The following is a 23,987-nucleotide window of genomic DNA, read 5'->3' on the forward strand; positions in this document are numbered from 1 at the left end:
CGCGGCACCCTGCGGCCCGCGACCCACCGTCGCGGGCCGCTCGTCGTTCGAGCGGCGCGTGGCGTCACCACAGCGCCCATCTCTCGATGTCTGCCACCGCCCGTCCCGACCAGCAGTACGACGTCGCGCTCGACGCCCTCCCGGCCACCTACATCTTCTCGTCGGAGAGCGTGACCGAGGGGCACCCGGACAAGGTCTGCGACTTCATCGCCGACTCGATCCTCGACGCGCACCTCGCGCAGGATCCCCGCGCCCGCGTGGCGTGCGAGGTGCTCGTGAAGGATGGCAACGTCGTCCTCGCCGGCGAGATCACCTCCGAGGCGAAGGACGTCGACTACGAGGCGATCGTCCGCCGCGCGATCGAGGAGATCGGCTACGTCGACGCGAACGAGGCGTTCCACGCCGCCGGCGTGAAGGTCACCGTGCTGCTCTCGCAGCAGTCGGGTCACATCGCGCAGGGCGTGGACACGGGCGGCGCCGGCGACCAGGGGATCATGTTCGGCTACGCGACCGACGAGACCGAGGAGCTCATGCCGCTCCCGATCCTGCTCTCGCACCGCCTGTCGCGGCTCATCGCCGAGGACCGCAAGGCCGGCCGCAAGGCGTGGCTGCGTCCCGACGCGAAGACGCAGGTGTCGGTGGAGTACGAGGGGAACACGCCCGTCGCCGTGCGCACGGTGCTCGTCTCCACGCAGCACGCCGAGGACGTGTCGCAGGAGGAGATCAAGGCGTACGTGGCGACCGACCTCGTGCCGCGTGCGTTAGGCACCTGGTATCGCGACGACATCGAGATCCTCGTCAACCCGACGGGCATCTTCGCGATCGGCGGCCCGTCGGCCGACGCCGGCGTGACCGGCCGCAAGATCATCGTCGACACGTACGGCGGCGCGGGCCGTCACGGCGGCGGCGCGTTCAGCGGCAAGGATCCGTCGAAGGTCGACCGCTCGGGCGCGTACTTCGGCCGCTTCGTCGCGCGGCAGCTCGTGAAGGCGGGGCTGGCGCGCAAGGCGGAGGTGCAGGTCGCGTACGCGATCGGCCGCGCCGAGCCGGTGTCGGTGCGCGTGGACACGTTCGGGACCGGCGACGCGCGCGCCGCCGAGGCGTACGTGCGCCAGAACTTCGACTTCCGGCCTAACGCGATCATCGAGCGCCTGGGCCTGCGCCGGCCGATCTACCGCACGACGACGAACTACGGTCACTTCGGCCGCACCGGGCTGCCCTGGGAGGCCTGATCGTTTCGAGGGCAGGAGGGCAGGAGGGCAGGAGGGCAGGAGAGCTTCGGACTCTCCTGCCCTCCTGCCCTCTTGCCCTCCTGCCCTTTTGCCCTCTTGCCCTCTCCGGTGACTGCGGTCACGCGATTCTTCCGGCGTTGGCGCCGCATCTGCGGGCCCTCGCGGCACGCGCGGCCGCCCTCGTGGGCGGCGCGGGTGGCGCCGTGTCGCTCGGGCCGCGCGGTGTACTCACGCCGTATGTGGAGGAATCGCATGATCAAGGTCGCCTTCGCCGCCGCGCTGCTGCTCGCGCCGGCTCTCGCGAGTGCGCAGACGCCCGCGCCCGCTCCGACGCCCGCGCCGGCCGCGTCTCCCGCGCCGAAGAAGTCCATCATCCCGCCCGCCATCACCACGCCGGCCGCGCCGGCGACGGCCGCGCCGGCCGCGACGTCCACGAGCACCGGCGAGGTCGTGCCGGCGAAGCCGGCCGCGAAGCCCGACTCGGCGGCGGCCGACTCCACGGCGAAGGCCGCCGCGCCTAACGCCGCGACGCCTAACGCGCCTAACGCGCCGACCGCGGACGCGAAGCCGACCGATGCGAAGCCGGCGGACGCCAAGCCCGCCGACGCGAAGCCGGCGGCGAAGCCCGACTCGGTCGCGCCGAAGAAGCCCTGAGCTCGCGCCGGCTTCGGCCGGCGGCACGCGACGGCGGCGGCCCAATCCGGGCTGTCGCCGTCGCGGCGCGTCAGTGACCCACGGTGATCGACTTCGCCGCCCGCTCGCGTACGGAGACGCGGATCGGCGACTGCCACCGCCTCCTCGCGGCACCCCCGGGCCCGCGCGATCCTCCCGCCGCCACGCACCGGACGGAACGGCTCCGTTCCGCCGCCCGCGTCGACTGGGCCCTTCTCCCTGCCGCAGCCACCTACCCGAGGCCGGTCACCATGAAGAGACTCACCGCGCTCGTCGCCCTCCCCGTCGCCGTCGTCGCCGCCGTCGTCGCTGCCTGCACCGATCCCGCCGCCCCCGACGCGTCGTCCCGCCCGGCGCCCACCGATCCGCAGCTCGCCGCGGCCCCGACGCTCCCGCCCACCATGGGCCCGTCGACCCAGCCGATGTACATCGCCGACGAGTACATCGTCGTGTTGAAGGACGAGGTGAGCGACGTCGGTGGCGAGGCCGCACGGCTCGCCGCCGCGCACGGCGCCACCACGCACGAGACCTACGACGCCGTCCTCCACGGCTTCTCCGCGCACATGAACGCCGCCGCGGCGAGCGCGATCGCGCGCAACCCGAACGTCGCGTACGTCGAGCAGGACCAGGTCATGACCGCCGACGCCACGCAGTCCCCGACGCCGTCGTGGGGCCTCGACCGCATCGACCAGCACCCGCTGCCGCTGTCGAACTCGTACACGTACAACACGACGGCGAGCAACGTCTACGCGTACATCATCGATACCGGGATCCAGACGAGCCATCCGGACTTCGGCGGACGTGCCGCCGCCGTCTACGATGCGTTCGGCGGCAACGGCCAGGACTGCAACGGCCACGGCACGCACGTCGCCGGTACGGTCGGGGGCCGGACGTACGGCGTCGCGAAGCTCGTGCACCTGCGCGCGCTGCGCGTGCTGAACTGCAACGGCAGCGGCTCGGTCGCGGGGATCATCAGCGCGCTGAACTGGCTCGCGACGCACCACGTGAATCCCGCCGTCGCCAACATGTCGCTCGGCGGCGGCTTCTCGTCGTCGCTGAACACGGCGTCGACGAACCTCGTGAACTCGGGCGTCTACCTCGCCGTCGCGGCGGGGAACAGCAACGCGAACGCGTGCAACTACTCGCCCGCGAGCGCCGCCGGCGTGCTCACCGTCGCCGCGTCGACCAAGACCGACGCGAAGGCGTCGTACTCGAACTACGGGAGCTGCGTCGAGATCTACGCCCCGGGCTCGAGCATCACGTCGGACTGGCTGGGCGGCGGCATCAACACCATCAGCGGCACGTCGATGGCCACGCCGCACGCGACCGGCGTCGCGGCGCTCTACAAGGCGACCTTCGGCAACGCGGCCGCGGCGACGATCACGAGCTGGATCGTCAACAACGCCACCGCGAACGTCATCATCGGCAACCCGGTCGGGACGCCGAACCGCCTGCTCTATAAGGCGGCCCTCTGATGCTTCGGCGCTGATGCGGCGGCGCTGATACGGCGGCTCTGATGCCGCGCGCGTTCAGCGCCGCAGTGTCCGAGCCGCCCCATCAGCGCCACGGGTTTCAGCGCCGCAGTTCACGCACGCCGCACGGCGCGCACCCCGCGCCGCACCCACTCCTCCAGCTGCGGGTCGTCGGCGACCGCGTCGGCGGGGACGACGACCCAGGTGCTCATCGGGCGCTCGCCGTCGGGGGCGAACGGCGTGGTGCCGGGCTCACGCAGCGCGTCGGCGTACTCGTTAGGCGGCGCCTTCACGAGCAGACCGTCGCCCCACACGATCACTCCCGTCGACTTGCCGAGCATGAAGCCGCGGCCGCCGAAGACGTTCTTCTGCCGCGCGTGCGCGAGGCCGAGCGACGCGAACGTCGCGGCGACGCGCTCGGCGAGACCGGGATCGTAGGCCATTGCGAGAGGATCAGCAGCAGGAGAACACGGTGACGAACCGACGCTCGGCGCGGCTCCACGCGACGGCGTAGGTCGCCTCGCCACCGGCATAGTAGCGGTACGCCGTCGCGCCGCGCAGCTCGGCCGCGAGCGCGCGCACCCGCGCGGAGTCGGCGACCGGCGCCGGCGATTCGCGCGCCGCGATGGGCAGCGTGTCACCCGGCGCGAGCCCGCGCCGCCGGCGCTCCTCGGCGACCTGCACGTCGAACGCGATCGCTTCGCGCAACATGGCGTCAGGTGCGGGCGCGCCGCCGAGCAGTGCGCGCACCGGCACGAACGCCGAGTCGCCCAGCAGCCGCGCGAGGTGCGCCGCCGCGCGCCGGCGCGTCGAGTCGCGCGACACCGGGCCGTCGTCGTAGCGGCCGTACAGCGCGGTCGACCAGTCGGCGCGGTGGTACACGCTGTCGTTGCGCACGATGCGCAGCGCGACGCGCAGCGAGTCGGGCGCCGGGCCGCGCGCGTCGATCTCGATGCGGAACGGCCGTCCGTCGCCGGCGAAGTCGTGCGACCGCGAGCCGACGAAGCAAAGCGAGTCGCCGCCGGCCGGCGTCGCGCACGGACCGAGCGTGGCCGGTCGATCGGGCGCCGGCGCGGCGGTGGTGTCGTGCCGCGCCGGCGTGCCGCGATCGGAGGCGCCGCCGCACGCGTCGAGCGCGACGAGCGCGAGCAGCAGCAAAGGAAGTCGAGCCATGCGCATGGGCGGGAGACGGTGATCCGTCGACGACAGGCACACCGCGCGCCGCGACGCCGCGACTAGATTCCGCGCATGACGCGAGTGCGCATGTTCCGTCAGACCGACCTCGGCACCGAGTGCGACGCGTGCGGGGTGCGGATCGATCTCGTGAGCGGCGGCGTGTGCGAGCGCTGCCAGCGCATCCTCTGCGCGCGCCATCTGCACGGATCGTGGCTGCGTCGTCTGCGCCACGAGCTCGGAGGCGCGGCGATCTGCGTGCGCTGTCGGGACAAGGGCGCGTCGTGAACGGCACTTGAACCGCAGAGGACGCAGAGGGCCGCAGAGGACTGCCTCTTCGAACGGCAAGAGATCTGGGGATGAGAGGATCCTTAGGGATCCTGGGATCCTTTCATCCCCAGGTATTTGCTGTCGATGTTCTCTGCGGCCCTCTGCGTCCTCCGCGGTTCGATCCGACAGGCACCAGCCCGCGCTCACGCCGGCACTCGGTGCTCCCCCGTCGCGACGATCTCGTGCCGGCGGCCGTGCTTGCGCTCGTGACGGTCGCGCAGCGCGCGCAGCACGGTGCGGCCCGCGGCGAGCGCACCGAGCGGCAGGTACGCGTAGAACGTGTAGAAGCGCCACCAGATGAGCGACGCGCCGAAGATCCGACCCGGGATCGCGTGACGCAGCGTCGCGCCGAACGCCGCTTCCACGACGCCGCCGCCGCCGGGCGCCGGCGCGACGCCCGCGCCGTACTGCAGCGCGAGCGGCCACACGACGAGCGGCGCGAGCGACGCGAGCGTGAGTGGCATGTCGGTGTGCGCGCCGAAGACGAGCCCCGGCAGCACGCACATGCGCGCGACGACGTGCAGCACCGACATCACGAGCGCGGCGGTCATCGCGCCGAGTCGCGCGCGCCGCACCGCATCGACGCTTCCGCGCAGCTGACGCAATGACCGCTGCACGCCGCGCCATCGGCCCGCGTGCAGCCCGATGGAGGCGGCCCACGGCGGCGGCGGGCCGTGCGCGTTGCGGCGCGAGAGCGCGAGCCCGAGCGCGCCGACGCCGATGACGAGCGCCGAGTAGCCGCCCACGAGCGCCAGCAGGCCGGCGAGCGCGGTACCCATGCCGCGGAACGTGAGCGCGAGCGCGATCGCCACGATCCCGAGCGAGAACATCTCGAGCAGGATCTCGGTGAACAGGATCAGCAGCCGGCCGAGCGGGTCGACGCGCGACTCCGCGAGCACGAGGTAGCGCGCCGGCTCGGCCCCCGAGCGCGACGGCGTGATCGAGGCCGCGAAGTCGCCGCCGAGCGACACGCGCACCGCGGCGCCGAAGCGGAGCGGGATGCGCAGCGCGTGCGCGCTGAGCTGGATCTTCCACGACCGGAACAGCACCTCGGCGACGAGCGCGCCGGCGCCGAGCAGGTGCGCGAGCGGCGGGAGCGTGACGGTGGCCCCTTCCTCGGGCCACGTTCTCCAGACGATGAACGCCGACGCTCCGAGGGCGGCGGCGAAGGAGATCAGTGTGATGAACCAGCGGGTGCGCGACACCGGGGGGAACCTAATCGCTGCGTGGCTACGCGGCTGCGTGGCGCGTCGGAGGCCCACGCAGCCGCGCAGCCACGCAGCTACTCGCTCCCGTCCAGCAGCGCCTCCAGCCGCCCCACCAGCTCCGCCTGCGCAGGGTTGAGCTTCGCGCGCGCGGTGTCGGGGTCGAACCACGCGCAGCGATCCACCTCGGGGAACGTGAGGAATCGCCCCGAGCCGCGCGGGTGCTCGGTGCGCATCACGTTGCTCGTCACCGTCGCCGGGTCGGCGTCGCCCTCCCACGCCCAGGCGTGGATCCGCTTGCCCGCCTTCTGCCGCACCTCGCCTAACGGAAGGAACGGCGGTACCGGGCGCACGCCGGTCTCCTCCTCGAACTCGCGGCACGCCGCGGCGAGCAGCTCCTCACCCGTGTCCACGCCGCCCTTCGGGATCGTCCACGCCCCGTCGTCGCGGTCGCGCCAGAACGGCCCGCCGGGATGCGCGAGGAACAGCTCGAGCCGGCCGTGAAGGCGGCGAAACAGCAGCAGACCTGCGCTGATCGTGGTGCGGGACACGCGGGGCTCGATGGGGCGGTTCCGGTACGGCGGCTCTGGTACGGCGGCTCTGGTACGGCGGCTCTGATACGACGGTTCCGGGACGGCGGGAAGGGGTGCGTCACCCCGCCTCACCGGAGCTGCCGCCTCACCGGAACCGCCGTACCAGAACCGTAGCGTCGGAACCGCCGTATCAGAACCGCCCCACCGTCAATGCGACCACGCGGTCGGGGTCCGGTCCCACCGGTGCGACCGCAGCGCGTCGCGCACTCCGTTAGGCAGCCCGCGGCCGTCGCTCGCCGCGATGTTCGCGCGCACGTGGCGCGGGTTGCTCATGCCGGGGATGATGGTCGCGACGCGCGGCTCGGAGAGGATGAACCGCAGCGCCATCTCCGGCATCGTCATCCCCTTCGGCACGAGCGGGCGCAGCGCCTCCACGCGGTCCACCGTCGGGTGGAGGTTCTCGGGGACGAAGTACAGGTTGCGCCAGTCGCCTTCGGGCCACCGCGACTCCTTCGTCAGCGTGCCGGTGAGCGACCCCTCGTCGAACGGCACGCGCGCGATCACCGCGACGTCGAGCTCCGCGCACAGCGGGAACAGCTCGTCCTCCGGCGCCTGGTCGAAGACGTTGTAGATCACCTGCACCGCGTCGACGAGCCCCGTGCGCAGCGTCTCGACGACGTTCGTCGGCTCCCACCGGTTCACGCTCACGCCGACGCCGCCGATCAGCCGCTCGCGCTTCAGGTCGTCCATCGCGCGCTGCCACCGATCATCGCGCGCCCACGCGTCGTCCCACACGTGGAACTGGAGCAGATCGACGCGTGGCAGGCCGAGGTTCTCGAGCGTCTTCTCGGCGTACGCGCGGATGTGGTCGGGCGGGAACACGTCGTCGAGCGGCACGCCGGGCCGCGCGGGCCACTGCTCGTTCTTCGGCGGGATCTTGCTCGCCGTGTAGAGCTGCTTGCCGGGGTGCCGCCTAACGAGCCGGCCGAGCAGCCGCTCGCTGCGGCCGGCCGCGTACGCCCACGCCGTGTCGAAGAAGTTGCAGCCGAGCCGCACGGCCTCGTCCAGCGCGTCCGACGCCCGCGTGTCGTCGGCCCCGCTCCAGGCCACCATCCCCCACATCCCGCAGCCGACCTCCGAGACGTCCCACCCGAGCCGGCCGAAGCGGCGGTAGTGCATCGGATCGCTCCATCAAAGGGAGCGTGCAAGCTAGCGGAGCTACCGCACGCGCCGCATGCGGAAGACCGACGTCATGCCGTTCGCCAGGTTCCGGTAGGTGCCGTCCAGCATGTCGCGCTCGGCATCGTAGCTGAGCACGAGGCTCTGCCCCTCGAGCGGCCACGAGAGCTGCTCGTTCCCCACGACCCGCGCGGCCGTGATGCGGAGCGCGAGCTCACCGCTCGGCGTGAGCTCGCCGACGACGCGCTCCTCGAGCTGGCCGCCGAGGCGGAAGGAGAGCGTCATCCGGCCCGTCGCGCCGCTCCCGGTGCGCGCCACCCGCAGCTCGGCCGCGGAGAGGAGCAGGTCCTCGTCGGCGTTGGCCCAGGTGCCCATCATGCGGTCGAGCATCGCGCTCTCGCGATCCAGCCCGCTGTCCTCCTCGGCCGGCTCGGAGACCGGCGCGGGGGTCGGCGTGGCGGCGGGCCGACGGGGCGCCGCCGAGTCGGGGGCCGGGCTCACGGGCGCCGGGCGGGTGTCGTCGTCGGACACCGTGCTCGCGCCGGCGTTCGTCCAGCCGACGGTCATGAGCGCGATGCCGGTGATGGCGAGGACCACCTGGCGGAATCCCGACTTCAGGAGCGGGAACTCGATGCTGAACGCCTTGAGCCCGCCGCCGATGATCGCGGCGATGAGGCACGCGAGTCCGGCTTTCGCGAATAGATCGGCCATGGTCCTGGCCCTCCGTTCCCACCGTCTCGCCGCCGATGCCGGCGGCCGCGTCTGCCTAACGGATCGCGCCTCGTCGGCTACTGCGACCGGGAGCGTTCGTGTTCCGCTCACGGTGAGATACGCCAGGGCGGTGTGATTTCGATCACGCGCGGCGGCGCATGGCCGGGCGGCGACGCACCGCGACGCCGACCACGGCCAGCCCCGTCGCCAGCAGCGCGACGGTCGACGGCTCGGGGACCGGCGAGGCCGGGAGGTTGACGGCGGCCCGCGATCCGAACGTGACGTCGTCGATGTCGAAGCCGAACGGCTCGCTGCCCGTGATGTAGAAGGCGAGCCCCGAGATGACGTTGTTGCCGCTCGCGTCGGCGAGCCCGAAGAACTCGAGGCCCGTCTGCGAGTTCGCCAGCGTGCCGAGCGGGTTGCCGTTCGCGTCGTACGCGGTGATCGACGTCCCGCCGACCGCGTTGAAGTAGCCGCCCTGGAGCCCCACGGCCGCCACGGGGTGGCTGAACAGCATGACGATCGGCCCGTTGTACTGCGGGCTGCCGCTCAGGACCGGCGCCGACGGCACGTCCGGGTCGCCAGAGATGTACGTGATCGTCGCCGTGTTCAGCGAGAGCGGTCCGCTGGGGTTGCCGGCGAGGGTCCGCACGGGACTTCCGACGACGCTCTGACCGGTGAACGCGCCGGCGAAGCTGACGGTGACGTTCCCGATCCCCGGCACCCCGGTGAAGTCGTACACCGGGTTGACGTCGGAGATGTGACGGCCGGCCTCGTCGAACGTGATGGCGGTGGCGAGCGGCGTGAACGCGCCGGGCCCGAGCTTCACGAGCTGGGCGTGAGCGTTAGGCACCACGACGGCGGCGGCGATCGCGAGGAGGATGTGGCGGGTGTGCGGCAGCATCGGGCTGCCCTCCGGGTGAGAAGGGACATGAGGGAGGCGGGCGACTCGGCGCGAGTCGCTCGTGACACGAGGCGCCGTCGCGATCGTTCTCACCCCCGAGCGGCGCCGACAGGCTCGGCGGTGAACACCGGCATGGCCTCCGGGCGGCCTGACGGTCCGCGACGTGCGTCCGACGCGGGGCTCGACCCCGAACGCCGCGAGCCCCTGTCCGACATGCCCGAGCCCACGCCCGACGCGCTGCACCCCGACCCGGCCGCGCACGGTTATCCGCGCCCGCAACTCGCCCGCTCCGATTGGTGGTCCTTGAACGGCCGCTGGGAGTTCGCCCTCGACCCCGACGCGGCGTGGGGCGCGCCGGAGCAGGTCACCTTCGACCGCGAGATCGTCGTCCCGTTCGCCCCCGAGACGCCGGCGAGCGGCGTCGGCTTCACCGGCTTCTTCGTCGCCTGCTGGTACCGGCGCACGTTCGAGGCGCCACGCCTCGCCGCCGGCGAGCGGCTGCACCTGCACTTCGGCGCGCTCGACTACATCGCCACGGTGTGGGTGAACGGCGTGCTCGTCGCGCGGCACGAGGGGGGCTACTCGCCGTTCCACGCCGACATCACCGACGCGCTGCGCGACGGCCCGCAGGTCGTCGTCGTGCGGGCGGAGGACGACCCGCACGACCTCGCGAAGCCGCGCGGCAAGCAGGACTGGCAGCTCGAGCCGCACTCCATCTGGTACCCGCGGACGTCGGGCATCTGGCAGACGGTGTGGCTGGAGAAGGTCCCGGCGACGCACATCGCCGACCTGCGGTGGTCGTCGAGCCTCGAGCACTGGGAGATCGGGCTCGATCTGCTCGTCGCCGGCGAGCGGCGCGACGGCCTGCGGGTGAAGGTGCGACTCACCGCGAACGGCCGCGTCATCGCCGACGACACGTACGAGCTCCTCGGCGGCGAGGTGCACCGCCGCATCGCGCTCTCCGACCCGGGGATCGACGACTACCGCAACGAGCTGCTGTGGAGCCCCGACCGTCCCACGCTGATCGACGCCGAGCTGCAGCTGTGGGGCGGGCGCGGCGAGCGGCTCGATCTCGTGGAGAGCTACTGCGCCATACGCCAGGTGGGCGTGCAGGGCGACCGCTTCCTGCTGAACGCGCGGCCGTACTACCTGCGCCTCGTGCTCGACCAGGGCTACTGGCGCGAGACGGGCCTGACGGCGCCGAGCGACGCGGCGCTGCGACGCGACGTCGTGCTCGCGAAGTCGCTCGGCTTCAACGGCGTGCGCAAGCACCAGAAGATCGAGGACCCGCGCTTCCTGTACTGGGCGGACAAGCTCGGGCTCCTCGTGTGGGAGGAGATGCCGAGCGCGTACCGCTTCACGCGTCGCTCGATCGAGCGGCTCACGCGGCAGTGGATGGAGGCGATGTCGCGCGACACGAGCCACCCGTGCATCGTCGCGTGGGTGCCGTTCAACGAGAGCTGGGGCGTGCCGGATCTGCCGACGATGCCGGAGCAGCGGCACTGGGTGGCGTCGCTGTACCATCTCACGAACACGCTCGACACGTCGCGGCCCGTGGTCGGCAACGACGGCTGGGAGAGCGTGGCGACGGACATCATGGCGATCCACGACTACGACCACCGTCCCGACCGGATCGCGAAGCGCTACCACTCGGACGAGGACCTGCCGCGCATCCTGGAGCGCGAGCGGCCGGGCGGCCGGCGGCTCGTCGTCGAGGGCCACACGGAGCACACGAGCATCCCGGTGATGCTCACGGAGTTCGGTGGCATCGCGTACCACCCGGATCCCGACCGCACGTGGGGCTACTCGCGCACCGAGACGACCGAGGAGCTCGAGCAGCGCTACCGCGCCTTGCTCGACGTGGTGAATCGCGTGGGGCTGTTCGCGGGCTTCTGCTACACGCAGTTCACCGACACGTACCAGGAGGCGAACGGCCTGCTCACGATGGACCGGCAGCCGAAGCTGCCGCTCGACGTGGTGTGGCACGCGACGCGCGGCGAATGAGGTGGCTGGCACGGCTCCACGTACGAGTTCTCGGGGGACTGAAGAAGGACTGAAGAGGGACTGAAGGAGGACCAACCACAACGTCTTTGTCGTTGGTCCTTCTTCAGTCCTCCTTCAGTCCTTCTTCAGTCCGACCACCACACGTACGTGGAGTCCAGCCGGCCACACCGGTCGCGACGGCACGGATCTCTCGGATACCGCTCGCATGCGAGTGCCTCCTCCCCTCGGAGCGGCGGCCGCGCTCCTCGCGGCGTGCGGCGGCTCCGATCCGAAGCAGACGCTCCAGAAGATCGATTCCGCCGCGGCGACGACGGCGCTCGTGTCGAGCGCGCTCGAGGCGCGCCACGTCTCGCAGCGGTACGCGCGCGCCACGCTGCGCGTGCTGCGCGACGAGATGAAGAAGGACGCCGCCGACGCGAAGTCGCCGGCCACGGTCCGCGCGCACGCCGACTCGGTGCGGCGCATCATCGACCTCGCGCTCGCCGCGACGGAGTCGCGATGAAGCGACTGATGGAGGTCGCCCTCGGCATGGTCACCGGCATCGGGGGCTTCCTCGAGGCCGGGTCGATCGCCACCGCGGCGCAGGCGGGCGCGGACTTCGGCTACACGCTGCTGTGGGCCGTCGCGCTCGGAACGCTCTCGCTCATCGTCCTGCTCGAGATGTCGGGACGGCTCGCGCTCGTGAGCCAGCGCCCGCTCGCCGACGCGATCCGCGAGCGGTTCGGCATCAACTACTTCATCGTACCGCTCGTCATCGGGCTCGCGGTGAGCCTGCTCGTGCTCGCGTCGGAGCTCGGCGGCGTCGCGCTCGCGGTGGAGATGGTCACCGGGATCCCGTTCCGCTGGTGGGCGCTGCCGGTGGCGCTCGTCGGCTGGGCGCTGCTGTGGAAGGGAACGTTCGGGAAGCTGGAGAAGGGGACGGCGCTCCTCGGCCTCGTGTCGATCGCCATCGCGGTCGCGGCGAAAAAGCTGCACCCCGACTGGGGCGCCGTGGGCGCCGGGCTCGTGCCGACGGCGCCGCGCCACGAGCGCGCGCACTACTGGTTCCTCGCCGTCAGCATCGTCGGCGCGTCGATCAGCCCCTACCTCTACTACTTCTACTCGGCGGGGGTGATCGAGGAGAAGTGGGATCTCAGCTTCCTGAACACGAACCGCATCACGGCCGCGTTAGGCAACACGCTCGGCGGCGCGCTCGCCGGGGCGGTGCTCGTCGTCGCGGTGCTCGTGTTCAGCCCGCGCGGGATCCACGTCGACGCGATCCAGCAGCTCGGTGTCATGCTCACGCCGGCGCTCGGGCGCGTGGGGTTCGTGTGCATGGTCGGCGCGATCGGCGTGAACTGCTTCGGCGCGACCGTGGAGATCGCGCTCGCCTGCGCCTACCTGCTCGCGCAGGCGCTCGGCTGGGAGTGGTCGGAGGACGCGAAGCCGCGCGAGCACGCGCGCTTCAGCGTCACGTACACGGTCGCCATCGTGCTCGCCGCGGTGCCGATCGCGCTCGGCGTCGACGTGCTGAAGCTCACGAACTTCTCGATGGCGCTCACCGCGGCGAGCCTGCCGGTGACGGTGCTGCCGCTGCTCGTGCTCATGAACGACCCGCGGCTCCTCCACAAGCACCGCAACGGCTGGCTCGGCAACCTCGCGATCGGCGCGATCGCCGTGATGTCGCTCGTGCTGCTCGTGGTGACGATCCCGCTCCAGATCCTCGGCGGAGGCTGACGTGCTGCTCGTGCACGACCTGCTCGACAAGCTGCTGCGCGACAAGCACCGCCAGCCCATCGGGCGCGTGGACGGCGTCGCGCTCGAGCTGCGTGACGGCGAGCCGCCGCGCGTCACGGACGTGGTGCTGGGCGGCACGGTGCTCGCCTCGCGCCTCGGCGGGTGGGCGGCGCGGCTCGCGGCGGCGCTGCACCGGCGTGTCCGCGGCGGCGAGCCGACGCCGACGCGCATCGCCGTCGCGCAGCTCTCGCGCGACGGCGAGAGCTGGAAGGTGGACGACATCGACGGCCGTGACACGCCGGCACTCGCGTGGGAGCTGTGGCTGCGCACGCACGTCGTGGCGCGCGCGCCGCTCAAGGGTGGGGGCGAGTGATGGCGCGCGAGATCGCCCTCGAGCACCTGTTAGGCACCCGGGTCCACGACGCCGCCGGCGAGTCGCTCGGCCGGCTGCACGAGGTCGTGGCGGAGCACGAGGGCGACGCGCTCGTCGTGCGCGCGTTCCTCGTCGGCCATCACGCGTTCGCGGAGCGGTTCGGCGGCGGGCCGCTCGTGCGCGCGCTCGCGAGGCTGCTGTCCGGCGGGCGCGGCGTGGAGGAGACGATCGTGCCGTGGGACGCGATGGATCTCTCCGATCCCGCGCGGCCGCGGTGCACGCTCCGCCGCGACGAGGTGCGGCGGCTCACGGCGGAGCGCGAACGCAGCGCGGGAGGCGTTCCGACGGGGCGTTAGGCCCCGGTCACTGCGATCGCGGCTGGCTCGACGGCGGCACCATGCCCTTCATGCGCATGTACGTCACGATGTTGCCGTAGTGCTCCGCGTTGTGCGTCGCGTTCTCGGCGAGGAAGGTCAGCTTCGTGCCGGCGTCGCCCATGGAGCTCGCGCGCCCGGCCGCCTGGGCGTCGGTGAGCGCGTAGGCGCGCTCGCAGTACGTGGTGGACGCCTTCAGCGCCTGGACGAGCGCGGCCTTCGTCGTCGCGCTCTTCTCGATCGCGTCCTCGCGCGGCTCGGGGTCGCCGAGCGCGGCGGCGCAGAAGACGCGCTGCGCGCCGGCGACGTGGCCGATCATCTGACCGAACGTGCGCACGGTGGCAATGGGACGGTACGCGTAGTCGGCCTCCGGCATCTGCTCGGCGGCGCGCGTGATGTAGGTGGTCATCTGCCGCCAGGCCTCGCGGGCCGCGGTCACGCCGGGGCTGGCTTGGGCGGCGGCGAGGGAGGGGAGGGCGAGGACGACGGCGGCGACGATGCGCGTCATGGGGCGGGGCTCGGGGAAGGGGATCGTGCGTATATGAGGCTGGGTTGGGGGCGCGTCAACGGCGGAACTGCGGTTCTGAAGCCGCGGTTTCGGAACTGCGGTTCCGGTGGGGCGGGAGGGGCGGGTACGGCGGGGTCGATACAGCGGGGTCGATACGCCGGGGCGGTGCGGCGGGTCAGCTGTTAGGCGGCGGCTTGAGGGAACGAATCAGCGCGTTCAGAAGGACGCCGACGTGGCGCGCGCGGGTGTGCATCTGGGCGACGTCCGCCGCAGTCGCGAGGTCGGTGTCGCGAAGCGCTTCGACGTCACTCTCCACTTCCTGCAGCGAGGCGCGCGAGTCGTACAGCAGGCGCACGTAGTCTCGCCGCGACGACTTGCCGTTGCCCTCGGCGATGTTCGCATGCACCGACCGGGCGGCCCTCCGCATCTGGTCGGCGAGGTCAGCGTGGGTGGGCGGGAACGCGCGGACGACGCGGTTGACGTCGCGGGCGAGCATCTGCGCCTCCTGCCACACGCGCAGATCGCGGAACGAGTCCCCTTCTGCCATGCAGCCAACCTAGGATCACCCGAGCGCGGATACCGCGCTCCGGGAACGCACCCGGGTCCTCCGCAACGCAGCGCCGGTCGGCGTCATGGCCCCGTCCATCGGCACCGCAGCACAGCCCCGCCGTACCCGCCCCTCCCGCCCCACCGGAACCGCAGTTCCGAAACCGCGGCTTCAGAACCGCAGTTCAGTGCTGCGCCGCGATCGTCTCCAACTCCTCCCACCGCGCCAGCGCGTCCGCCAGCTCCCCGTCGATCGCGTCGAGCCGCGCCTTCGCCGACGCGACCGCGCCGCCGTCGCGCAGGAACGCGGGGTCGGCCATCGAGGCATACAGCGTGTCGCGCTCCCGCTCCAGCGCGTCGATCCGTTCGGGCAGCGCCGCCAGCTCGTGCGTCTCCTTGAACGTGAGCTTGCGCTTGCGGTCGCGCTCCCGCGGCGGCGGCGGCGCGGGTGGGGCGGGGCGCTTCGGCGCGGCGTTAGGCACCGCGGTCGGCGCGCGCTGCCGCACCCAGTCGGTGTAGCCGCCGACGTACTCGCCGACGACGCCGCCCCCCTCCAGCACGAGCGTGCTCGTGACGACGTCGTCGAGGAACTCGCGGTCGTGGCTCACGAGCAGGAGCGTGCCACCGAACTCCTGGAGGCGCTCCTCGAGCAGGTCGAGCGTCTCGAGATCGAGGTCGTTCGTCGGCTCGTCCATCACCAGCAGGTTGAACGGGCGCGTGAACAGCCGCGCGAGCATGAGCCGGTTGCGCTCCCCGCCGGAGAGCGCGCGGACCGGCGTGCGCGCGCGCTCGGGGGAGAACAGGAAGTCCTGCAGGTACGACAGCACGTGCTTCCGCGCGCCGCCAAGGGTGATCCAGTCGGCGCCGTCGGCGATCGTGTCGAACACCGCGCGCTCGGCGTCGAGCTGCTCGCGGAGCTGGTCGAAGTACGCGACTTCCAGGCCCGTGCCGAGCCGGATCGTGCCGGCATCGGGCGGGAGCTCGCCGAGGAGGAGGCGCAGCAGCGTCGTCTTGCCGGAGCCGTTAGGCCCGATGATCCCCACGCGGTCGCCGCGCAGGATCGTCGTGGTGAGGTCGCGCACGATCGGCCGTGCGCCGCGCGCGAAGCTGACGCCCTTCGCCTCGATGACGAGCTTCCCGGAGCGCTCCGCCTCCAGCGTCTGGAGCCGCACGCTCCCCTCGCGGTCGCGGCGCGCCGCGCGGTCGGCGCGGAGCTGGTCGAGCAGCCGGGCACGCCCCTCGTTCAGCGTGCGGCGCGCGGTGATCGACGAGCGGAGACGTACGGCCTCGCGCGCGATGCGCTTGTCCAGCTCCTCGTTCGCCCGCGTCTCGCTCTCGAGCGCGGCCGCCTTGCGATCGAGGTACGTGTCGTAGTCGCCGGCCCAGCTCACGAGCTGCCCGCGGTCGAGCTCCACGACGCGCGTCGCGAGGCGGCGGAGGAACGCGCGGTCGTGCGTCACGAACAGCAGCGTGAGCCCGCGCTCGACGAGGAACCGCTCCATCCACTCGATCGCGTCGACGTCGAGGTGGTTCGTCGGCTCGTCGAGCAGCAGCACGTCGGGCTCGCTGACGAGCGCGCGCGCGAGCAGCGTCTGCCGCTTGCGTCCGCCCGACGCGCTCGCGAACGGCAGGTCGGCGTCGAGACCCAGGTGCTCGATCACCGTCTCGACCCGCGTCTGGATCTGCCACGCGTTCGCCGCGTCGAGCTGATGGTGCAGCCGATCCATCTCCCGCAGCGCCGCGTCGCGCGCCGATTCGGCCGACGCCACCGCGACCGCGTGGCTCGCCTCGTGGTAGCGCGCGAGCAGCCGGCCGACGTCGCCGAGCCCGGACGCGACGACGTCGTAGATCGTGCCGCCGACGTCGTGCGGCACGTCCTGCTCGAGCCGTGCGACCGTCGCGCCGCTCTGCCGCACGACCTCCCCTTCGTCCGGCGGCTGCGTGCCGTCGAGGATCTTCATCAGCGTGCTCTTGCCGGCCCCGTTGCGTCCGAGCAGGCACACGCGCTCGCCGCGCTCGACCGCGAGGTTCGCGTGATCCAGCAGCGGCGGGCCGCCGAACGCAATGGAGACGTCTTTCAGGCCTAACAGTGCCATGGTGCTCGGGCGAGGCGATGATCCGCGGATTGCGCAGATCACGCAGAGCCGTTTGCAGGGGCTCTGCGCAATCTGCGTAATCTGCGGATGATATCGCCTACGGCCTCGCCCCCGTCACCCGCCACACGGTGTTCCCGACGTCGTCCGCCACGAGCAGCGCGCCCCGGCCGTCGATCGCCACGCCGACGGGGCGGCCACGCGCCTTGCCGTCGGCGCCGACGAAGCCGGTGAGGATCTCCACCGGATCGCCCGCCGGCATCCCGTCGGCGAAGCGGACGAAGATCACGCGGTAGCCGGCGAGCGGCTTGCGGTTCCACGAGCCGTGCTGGCCGACGAACATGCCGCCGCGGTAGCGCTCGGGCAGCGTCGTGCCGCGCGACGACGCGAGGCCGAGCGATCCGGTGTGCGCGCCGAGCCCATAGTCGGGAACGAGCGCGCGGGCCACGAGGTCGGGGCGGGGCCGGCGCACGCGCGTGTCGACGTGCTGTCCCCAGTAGCTGTACGGCCAGCCGTAGAAGCCACCGTCCTTCACCGCCGTCATGTAGTCGGGCACGAGGTCGCTGCCTAACTCGTCGCGCTCGTTCACCGCGGCCCACAGCGCGCCGCGGTCCGGATCCCACGCGAGCCCCACCGGGTTGCGCAGCCCCGACGCGAGCACGCGGTGCGCTCCGGTGCGCGGGTCGATCTCCCACACCGCGGCGCGATCCGTCTCCTTGTCGATCCCGTTCTCCGCGACGTTGCTGTTCGAGCCGACGCCGACGTAGAGGCGCGATCCGTCGGGGCTCGCGAGCAGACTCTTCGTCCAGTGGTGGTTCAGCTTCCCGCCGGGGAGCACGGTCACGGTTTCCGGCCGCGCCGCGATGCGCGTCTCACCCGCGGCGTACGGCACGCGCACGAGCGCGTCGCTGTTCGCCACGTAGAGCCGGTCGCCGATGAGCGCCATGCCGAACGGCGAGTACAGGCTGTCGAGCAGCACCGAACGGGTTTCCGCGACGCCGTCGCCGTCCGCGTCGCGCAGCAGCGTGATGCGGTTCGCGCTCGGTACCGCGGACCCGGCCTTCTTCTGGAACCGCTTGAAGAACCACCCCTTCAGCCCCCTGTTGTCGTCGGGGCGCTTCGGGCCGTTCGTCTCCGCCACGAGCACGTCGCCGTTCGGCAGCACGTACAGCCAGCGCGGGTGATCGAGGCCCGTCGCGAACGGCGCGACGGCGAGCCCGTCACCCGCAGTGGGACGCTCGCCGGCCGCCCATCCCCTCGCCGGCGCGATCTTCACGACGGGGATGAGCGACGTCTCCGGCGGCGGCAGCGCGGGACGCGGGCCGATGCCCTCGGCGAGCGGAAGCCGGGCGGCCGATCCGCAGCCGGTGGTGCCTAACGCGGCGGCGACGACGATCCTTCGAAGCAAACTGGAGCGCATGTGCGTGTCCTGCGGTGTGCGTCGCGCTCTCAGACGGCACGCGTCGGGCCGCTATTCCTCAGGGCGCCGTCTCACGACTCCTCACCTAGGAAAAGCTCCTCGTGTTTGGATAGCGGATCAACGGATTCGCGAATCCGTCGATCCGCGCACCGAACCTCGAGAAGTCTTCTCTGACACGGAGACCCGAGACGGCGCGTCAACGCCTTGTCAATCGCAGCTCCCCGATGCGCGACACCGTGGCGACCATCACCCCGCCGGGCTCGAAGCGAATGCCCATCGTTCCGGCGCGGTAGCCGCTGCCGCGCACGACGAGCGGCGTCGCGCGGACGCGCGGGAGCTGCAGCGCGAGGCTGCCGTCGGGCGCGCGCACGATGCGCCACGTCGCGTCGAGGTCGTCGCTGTAGTACGTGCCGACGAGCGTCGTGTCGGTCGCCGGGCGCGCCGGCTCGTCGCTCGCCGTGCTCGATGCGCGCACCGACGTCGTCGCGGCCGCCGGCGCGGTCATGCGGTCGCCGAGGTAGACCTCCGCCACGCGGTGCGCGAGCGGGCCGGGGTCGATCGTGCCGAGGTTGCACGTCACGAACACGCTGAAGTGCGCGTCGGGGAAGCGGAGCACGTACGCCTTGTAGCCCATGAGCGAGCCGCCGTGCTCCGTGGTGCGCAGCCCGCGGTACGTGCGCTCCTCGTTGCCGAACGCGTACGGCAGCGTGTCACCGGTCGTCAGCACGCCGCGCGTGTGGATGAGCCGCCGCAGCGCGTCGCCGCCCACCTGGTGCGTGTAGTAGTTCTCGTCCCACTTCAGCAGATCGCCGAGCGTCGTGTACAGCCCACCGGCGCCGGTCTTGTCGAAGTTCTGCAGGTACGAGATCCGGTAGGCACCGGCGCCGTCGCGCTCGTAGCTCATCGCGCGCCACTTCATCGGGTGTCCCGGGTCGTCGTGGAAGTGCGTGTGCGTCATGCCCAACGGCGCGAAGATGCGCGCGTCGGCGAACTCGCGCAGCGACTGCCCGGTGACGCGCTTCACGATCTGGGCGAGCAGGTAGTAGCCGGAGTTGCTGTACGAGTACGCGCTGCCGGGCGCGAAGCCGAGCCCCTTCTGGCGGAAGATGAGGTCGAGCGCCGCGGAATCGGGGAAGACGTCCTCCATGCGGTCGCCGCGCAGGCTCATGAGCGCGTACACGTCGCGCACGCCGCTCGTATGGTGGATGAGATTGCGCACCGTGACCGGGGTGCCGTAGTCGCGCATCTCGGGGAGGAACTTCCGCACGTCGTCGTCGAGCGACAGCTTGCCGTCGAGCGCGAGCAGCGCGATGGCGGCGGCGGTGAACTGCTTCGAGTCGGAGCCGACGTAGTACACGATGTCCGGCCCGTTAGGCACGTCATAGTCGAGGTTCGCCATGCCGTAGCCGCGCTCGTACACGAAGCGGCCGTTGCGTGCGGCGCCGACCGCGCACCCCGGCGAGTCCCCGCGGTCCCACTCGGCGAAGATGGGATCCACGGCGGGGTTGGGCGGCATCTGCGCGGCAGCGGTCGCGGCGGACGTGGCGCAGGCGATGACAAGAGCGGCGGCAGCGAGCGGGCGCATCGTCGGTCTCCACGGGAACGGTCGAACGGCTCGTGAGCCAACATGAGACGCGTCGCGGCTGGACGGCAGGGCCGGCGGCCGTATCTTCGCGCTCACTCCAACCCCACCCACCATGGCCCGCGCGACTCCCGCCGTCTCCGCCGCCGACGTGCAGCTCGCCGACGTCGCGACCAGGCTCGGCACCACCGTCCGTCAGCTGCGCAACACGAAGGTGAAGGCGATCAGCGACGCGCAGCGCGCGAGGCTGCTCGGCGTCAGCGCCGGGACGCTCACCGCGGTTCGCACGCCGATCGTGCTGAGCCCCGCGAAGCCGATCAAGGGAACGGACCAGTACATCCTGATCTTCTCCTCGATCATGGTGGACCCGACGTGGCCGACGGGCGTCGGGCAGGCGCTGTTCAGCTCCGGCTACCCCGGCGTCGTCGATCAGGGCGTCCAGGTGGCGTTCCCGCGCGTGAAGAAGGGGAAGAATCACCTCGTCGAGTTCTACGTGTCGCTGAACTCGAACGTCGCGTACAAGTTCCGCGTGTTCACGTTTCCGCTCGGCGACTTCCAGGACGTCACGATCCAGGGACCGAAGCCGAACACGATCATCACCGCGATCGCGCCGCCGGTGGATCAGATCTCCGGCGCGCTCCAACTCGGCGCGTCGATCCAGCAGCGCAACTCGGTGCAGGACGACGCCGGGTGGAGCTTCCAGTCGGTGCAGGTGAACGTCGTGGGCTGATTCGGCTCACGCGGAGCCGCGGAGGACGCGGCGAACTGCCTCCGCTGTGTGAATGAACCGCAGAGGACGCAGAGGGCCGCAGAGAACACCATCTCTCTTCTTTTCACCACAGAGGACACAGAGGACACGGAGGAGAACCACTTTTGTTGGTTTCCTCCGTGTCCTCCGTGTCCTCTGTGGTTCAACTCAACAGGGCAGTCCTCTGCAGCCCTCTGCGGCCCTCTGCGGTTCGATTCGAAGAGGCCGTCACGCGAAGAGCCGCACTGCGACCGGCACCGGCGCGGCGACGGCGTCGTCGACCGTGAGCCGCACGCGCTGCACCCGCGCCGGCGCGAACCGGTCGAGCTTCGCGTACCCGATCGTCGTGCCGCGCGACAGCTCGCGCCACGCGCCGCCCTCGTCCGCGCCGGAGAGCGTGTAGCGCGCCACGCGCTGTCCCTGCTCGATCGATTCGCCGAGCCGCGCGATCGATACCGTCGCGGCGCGGCGCAGGTCGAGCTGCACCTCGGCCGACCGCGGACCCGTGGCGCGCCATGTCGACCGTGCACCCGCGGCGAGGTCCTCGGCGAACAGCGCGTCACGTCGCACGCGGAACTCCGTCAGGCGCGCGACGTCGGTCGGGTGCAGCACGCCGTCGCGCGTCGGCGGCACGTTCAGCAGCAGCTTGCCGTTGCGTCCCACCGACGTGGCGTAGAGGCCCAACAGATTCTCGACGTCGCGCACGCGCGCGTCCTCGGCCGGATGGTTGAACCAGCCGGGGCGGATCGAGACGTCCACCTCCGCGGGACGCCAGACCGGGCCTGCTGGGTCGCCGTGCTGCAGCGCGGCGATGATGCCGGGGCCGTCGGCGCCGGGGTAGGGGACCACGGCGGGATCCACGGTCGACCAGTTCGGGTCGCCCGCGGTGCCGCGCTCGTTGCCGCACCAGCGCACGTCGGGGCCCGCGTCGGAGAAGATCACGGCCTGGGGCTGCAGGCGCTTCACGAGTCCCCAGAAGCGAGGCCAGTCGTAGACCTGCTTCTTCCCGTTAGGCCCCTCGCCGTTCGCGCCGTCGAACCAGACCTCGGAGACGGGGCCGTAGCGCGTGAGCAGCTCGGTGAGCTGGTCGCAGTACAGGTCGTTGTAGCGCGGCGAGTCGCCGTACGCGGGGTTGTTGCGGTCCCACGGCGAGAGATAGAGCCCGGCACGCAGCCCCTCGGCGCGGCACGCGTCGGTGAACTCGCGCACCACGTCGCCCGCGCCGCCGCGCCACGGGCTCCGCGCCACGGTGTGCTGCGTCGTGGCGCTCGGCCACAGGCAGAAGCCGTCGTGGTGCTTCGCGGTGAGGATCATCGCGCGGAAGCCCGCGTCGCGCGCGGCGCGCGCCCACGCGCGGGCGTCGAGCCGCGACGGGGCGAAGATCGCCGGGTCCTCCGTGCCGTCGCCCCACTCGCGGTCGGTGAACGTGTTCACGCCGAAGTGGAGGAACATCGCCAGCTCGTCGCGCTGCCACGCGAGCTGCGCGGGCGACGGCGTCGGACGTCCGGCCGCGTCGGTCGGGCGCGGCCGCGCGCAACCCGCGGCGAGCGACGCGGCAGTGGCCCGCACGAAGTCGCGGCGATTCACGGTTCCCCCCCGTGCTCGAGGATCGCCCAGCGGCGCCGGAGGTGGCGCGGCAGCGCGTACCAGAAGGTGCCTAACGCCGCGCACAGCGCCGTGGCGAGCGCCGCCGCCCACCCGCTCGCGCCGAGGATCACGCGCGCCACGAGGTACACGTCGAGGCAGATGCCGAGGGCGAGCGGCGCGAGGCTGAGGAGCAGCATCCGCGACGCCACGCGCAGGAAGCGGCCGGACACCGTGCGCGGCTCCGCCTGCCGGTGCAGCGCCGCCGGCGCCATGACGAGCGCCATCGCGACCACGACGAGCGCGAGCGCGCCGAGGTGCAGCCGCTGCTCACCCGCGGAGAGATGGCGATCGAAGCCCTGGCTGAAGACGGCGACGAGCTGGAAGCCGAACACCGCCTGCACGCCGGGCACGATCGTGCGGCACTCCTCGAGCAGGTGCGACGCCGCCGTGTCGAGCGACAGCCGCTCGACGTCGAGGCCGGGCGCGCGACCGGTCACGGCGTGGGCCGCGCCCACGGGGCGGGCGACGCGAGCACCGGCGCCACGTTCACGAGCGTGGCGCGCGGCCACATCGACGGCACGCCGCGCACGAACGTCACCACGCCGTCGATCGGCGCGCGCACCTCGCCGGTGGGCCGCCCGTGGTAGTCCGTCGTGCGGCCGACGACGTCGCCCTTCCGCACGCGCGTGTCGCGCGCCACGGCCGCGAAGAACATCCCGCCCGAGTCGGCCGCGAGGCGCGCGCTCGCGTTGCCGCCGAGCCACACCGGATGCGCGACGGGACGCACCGCGCGCGGCAGCATGCCTAACGCGCCGAGCACGTTCAGCGATCCGTCCACGAGCGCCGCGAGGTCGGCCGGCGCCACGACGCCCGAGCGTCCCGCTTCGGCGACGAGCACCGTCTTCCCCTTCGTGAGCGCGTAGCCGGACAGCGACCGGCCGGCGGTGGGCGACGCGGGGTCGACGTCGGTGACGATGACGTGGTCGAGCCCGAACGCGAGCGCGAGCGCGCGACCCGCCGAGTCCTGCGCCGCGTTCCCGCCGCGGAACCAGTAGCTGTACGGGCGGAGATCCTCGTCGAGATCCCCGCCGTGCAGGTCCACGACGACGTCGGCCGGATCGACGACGGCGCGCGCGACCGCGGCGAGCGCGCGCTGCGTCTGCGTGCCCGCCGTGTCGCCGGGGTAGTTGCCGTTCATGCTCTTGCGGTCGACCGGATTGAGGTGCGGCGTCATCCCCTCGATCGACGCGACGTTGATGAGCGGCACGACGACGACCGTGCCGGCGAGCCGCGCCGCGTCGATGCGCGGCGCCAGGCGCTGCATGGCGACGATCGACGTGTACTCGGTGCCATGGCTGCCGGCGACGAACGCGACGACCCTGCCCGGGTGCGCGCCGTGCACGACGACGACGGGAATCCGAAGCCCCGAGTCGGGGCCCGGCGGCACGACGAGGGTGCCGTAGGCGATCGCGCCGCGCGCGGCGGTCGCCGTGCCGACGGTGAACGTGTCCTGCGCGGCAGCGGTCGACGCCGCCAGGGCGACGAGGGCGGCGGTGGAGAGGAGGCGGAGCATCGCGCGCGACCGGGAAGCGTGGGCGTGGAGTGGCATCGTCCGTCGATTCTAC

At 72.1% G+C, this 23,987-nt stretch carries 25 protein-coding genes; 10 read left to right on the top strand and 15 right to left on the bottom strand.

Going from position 1 to position 23,987, the window contains the following annotated elements:
- The first annotated feature begins 86 nt into the window (after window positions 1-86).
- The 3 genes from metK to J421_RS07965 all read left to right on the top strand — a co-directional run bounded on the left by metK (window position 87) and on the right by J421_RS07965 (window position 3,379).
- Window positions 87-1,232 (top strand): methionine adenosyltransferase, encoded by a 1,146-nt coding sequence (gene metK, locus J421_RS07955; RefSeq protein ID WP_025410649.1) that lies wholly within the window; start codon window positions 87-89, stop codon window positions 1,230-1,232.
- A gap of 252 nt (window positions 1,233-1,484) precedes the next feature.
- Window positions 1,485-1,886 (top strand): hypothetical protein, encoded by a 402-nt coding sequence (locus tag J421_RS07960; protein ID WP_025410650.1) that lies wholly within the window; start codon window positions 1,485-1,487, stop codon window positions 1,884-1,886.
- 269 nt (window positions 1,887-2,155) lie between these two features.
- Window positions 2,156-3,379: a S8 family peptidase gene (locus J421_RS07965; RefSeq protein ID WP_104022382.1), complete on the top strand. Its 1,224-nt coding sequence runs from the start codon at window positions 2,156-2,158 to the stop codon at window positions 3,377-3,379.
- 110 nt (window positions 3,380-3,489) lie between these two features.
- Here J421_RS07965 and J421_RS07970 read toward each other — a convergent pair whose 3' ends face one another.
- Window positions 3,490-3,819 (bottom strand): TfoX/Sxy family protein, encoded by a 330-nt coding sequence (locus J421_RS07970; protein WP_025410653.1) that lies wholly within the window; start codon window positions 3,817-3,819, stop codon window positions 3,490-3,492.
- Window positions 3,820-3,829: 10 nt separating this feature from the next.
- Window positions 3,830-4,549 carry a hypothetical protein gene (locus J421_RS07975; protein WP_148306208.1) on the bottom strand — a complete coding sequence of 240 codons (720 nt, stop codon included), beginning with the start codon at window positions 4,547-4,549 and terminating at the stop codon, window positions 3,830-3,832.
- Between the two features lie 75 nt (window positions 4,550-4,624).
- Between J421_RS07975 and J421_RS07980 the strand changes: the two genes are divergently transcribed.
- Window positions 4,625-4,837, top strand: coding sequence for a hypothetical protein (locus tag J421_RS07980; RefSeq protein WP_025410655.1), 213 nt, complete (start codon window positions 4,625-4,627; stop codon window positions 4,835-4,837).
- A 185-nt stretch (window positions 4,838-5,022) separates the two neighbouring features.
- On the opposite strand, the gene J421_RS07985 is transcribed toward J421_RS07980, so the two are convergent.
- The 5 genes from J421_RS07985 to J421_RS08005 form a co-directional block, all read right to left on the bottom strand.
- Window positions 5,023-6,084, bottom strand: coding sequence for a lysylphosphatidylglycerol synthase domain-containing protein (locus J421_RS07985; protein ID WP_025410656.1), 1,062 nt, complete (start codon window positions 6,082-6,084; stop codon window positions 5,023-5,025).
- Window positions 6,085-6,161: 77 nt separating this feature from the next.
- Window positions 6,162-6,635 carry an NUDIX hydrolase gene (locus tag J421_RS07990; RefSeq protein ID WP_025410657.1) on the bottom strand — a complete coding sequence of 158 codons (474 nt, stop codon included), beginning with the start codon at window positions 6,633-6,635 and terminating at the stop codon, window positions 6,162-6,164.
- 189 nt (window positions 6,636-6,824) lie between these two features.
- On the bottom strand, window positions 6,825-7,796 hold the full coding sequence (locus tag J421_RS07995; protein WP_025410658.1) for an aldo/keto reductase: 972 nt from the start codon (window positions 7,794-7,796) through the stop codon (window positions 6,825-6,827).
- A gap of 39 nt (window positions 7,797-7,835) precedes the next feature.
- Window positions 7,836-8,507, bottom strand: a complete 672-nt coding sequence (locus tag J421_RS08000; protein WP_025410659.1) for a hypothetical protein — start codon at window positions 8,505-8,507, stop codon at window positions 7,836-7,838.
- Window positions 8,508-8,649: 142 nt separating this feature from the next.
- Window positions 8,650-9,411 carry a PEP-CTERM sorting domain-containing protein gene (locus tag J421_RS08005; protein WP_025410660.1) on the bottom strand — a complete coding sequence of 254 codons (762 nt, stop codon included), beginning with the start codon at window positions 9,409-9,411 and terminating at the stop codon, window positions 8,650-8,652.
- A gap of 213 nt (window positions 9,412-9,624) precedes the next feature.
- Between J421_RS08005 and J421_RS08010 the strand changes: the two genes are divergently transcribed.
- From J421_RS08010 to J421_RS08030, 5 genes are all read left to right on the top strand, one after another.
- A complete protein-coding gene (locus tag J421_RS08010) occupies window positions 9,625-11,415 on the top strand; it encodes a sugar-binding domain-containing protein (protein WP_025410661.1) in 1,791 nt (596 codons plus the stop codon).
- Between the two features lie 205 nt (window positions 11,416-11,620).
- The gene (locus J421_RS08015; RefSeq protein WP_148306209.1) at window positions 11,621-11,917 is read left to right on the top strand and encodes a hypothetical protein; all 297 of its coding nucleotides are present in this window, start codon (window positions 11,621-11,623) and stop codon (window positions 11,915-11,917) included.
- Window positions 11,914-13,131, top strand: a complete 1,218-nt coding sequence (locus tag J421_RS08020; RefSeq protein WP_025410663.1) for an Nramp family divalent metal transporter — start codon at window positions 11,914-11,916, stop codon at window positions 13,129-13,131. Before J421_RS08015 ends, J421_RS08020 begins: the two co-directional genes overlap by 4 nt.
- A 1-nt stretch (window position 13,132) precedes the next feature.
- Complete coding sequence (locus J421_RS08025) at window positions 13,133-13,504, top strand: hypothetical protein (protein WP_025410664.1); 372 nt, start codon at window positions 13,133-13,135, stop codon at window positions 13,502-13,504.
- Window positions 13,504-13,860 carry a hypothetical protein gene (locus tag J421_RS08030; RefSeq protein ID WP_025410665.1) on the top strand — a complete coding sequence of 119 codons (357 nt, stop codon included), beginning with the start codon at window positions 13,504-13,506 and terminating at the stop codon, window positions 13,858-13,860. The genes J421_RS08025 and J421_RS08030 overlap by 1 nt, the downstream gene beginning before the upstream one ends.
- 7 nt (window positions 13,861-13,867) lie before the next feature.
- Here the strand turns inward: J421_RS08030 and J421_RS08035 are convergent, their stop codons facing one another.
- The 5 genes from J421_RS08035 to J421_RS08055 form a co-directional block, all read right to left on the bottom strand.
- Window positions 13,868-14,386, bottom strand: coding sequence for a DinB family protein (locus tag J421_RS08035; protein WP_025410666.1), 519 nt, complete (start codon window positions 14,384-14,386; stop codon window positions 13,868-13,870).
- A gap of 175 nt (window positions 14,387-14,561) precedes the next feature.
- Complete coding sequence (locus J421_RS08040; protein ID WP_025410667.1) at window positions 14,562-14,933, bottom strand: four helix bundle protein; 372 nt, start codon at window positions 14,931-14,933, stop codon at window positions 14,562-14,564.
- A 184-nt stretch (window positions 14,934-15,117) separates the two neighbouring features.
- A complete protein-coding gene (locus J421_RS08045; RefSeq protein WP_025410668.1) occupies window positions 15,118-17,028 on the bottom strand; it encodes an ATP-binding cassette domain-containing protein in 1,911 nt (636 codons plus the stop codon).
- 97 nt (window positions 17,029-17,125) lie between these two features.
- Window positions 17,126-18,445, bottom strand: coding sequence for a PQQ-dependent sugar dehydrogenase (locus J421_RS08050; protein ID WP_025410669.1), 1,320 nt, complete (start codon window positions 18,443-18,445; stop codon window positions 17,126-17,128).
- Between the two features lie 196 nt (window positions 18,446-18,641).
- The gene (locus J421_RS08055) at window positions 18,642-20,030 is read right to left on the bottom strand and encodes a serine hydrolase domain-containing protein (protein WP_158508688.1); all 1,389 of its coding nucleotides are present in this window, start codon (window positions 20,028-20,030) and stop codon (window positions 18,642-18,644) included.
- Window positions 20,031-20,142: 112 nt separating this feature from the next.
- Here J421_RS08055 and J421_RS08060 point away from each other — a divergent pair, with 112 nt between their 5' ends.
- Window positions 20,143-20,757 (top strand): hypothetical protein, encoded by a 615-nt coding sequence (locus J421_RS08060; RefSeq protein ID WP_025410671.1) that lies wholly within the window; start codon window positions 20,143-20,145, stop codon window positions 20,755-20,757.
- Window positions 20,758-21,003: 246 nt separating this feature from the next.
- Here J421_RS08060 and J421_RS08065 read toward each other — a convergent pair whose 3' ends face one another.
- Genes J421_RS08065 through J421_RS08075 form a run of 3 tightly spaced genes read right to left on the bottom strand, consistent with a single transcriptional unit; the run spans window position 21,004 to window position 23,935 of the window.
- Window positions 21,004-22,362 carry an alpha-L-fucosidase gene (locus tag J421_RS08065; RefSeq protein ID WP_025410672.1) on the bottom strand — a complete coding sequence of 453 codons (1,359 nt, stop codon included), beginning with the start codon at window positions 22,360-22,362 and terminating at the stop codon, window positions 21,004-21,006.
- Window positions 22,359-22,859 carry a DUF6328 family protein gene (locus J421_RS08070; protein ID WP_148306210.1) on the bottom strand — a complete coding sequence of 167 codons (501 nt, stop codon included), beginning with the start codon at window positions 22,857-22,859 and terminating at the stop codon, window positions 22,359-22,361. The genes J421_RS08065 and J421_RS08070 overlap by 4 nt, the downstream gene beginning before the upstream one ends.
- Window positions 22,856-23,935: a M14 family metallopeptidase gene (locus J421_RS08075; RefSeq protein ID WP_025410674.1), complete on the bottom strand. Its 1,080-nt coding sequence runs from the start codon at window positions 23,933-23,935 to the stop codon at window positions 22,856-22,858. Before J421_RS08075 ends, J421_RS08070 begins: the two co-directional genes overlap by 4 nt.
- Between the last annotated feature and the right edge of the window lie 52 nt (window positions 23,936-23,987).

The sequence above is a fragment of the Gemmatirosa kalamazoonensis genome (genome assembly GCF_000522985.1).
GTDB classification, from domain to species: domain Bacteria; phylum Gemmatimonadota; class Gemmatimonadetes; order Gemmatimonadales; family Gemmatimonadaceae; genus Gemmatirosa; species Gemmatirosa kalamazoonensis.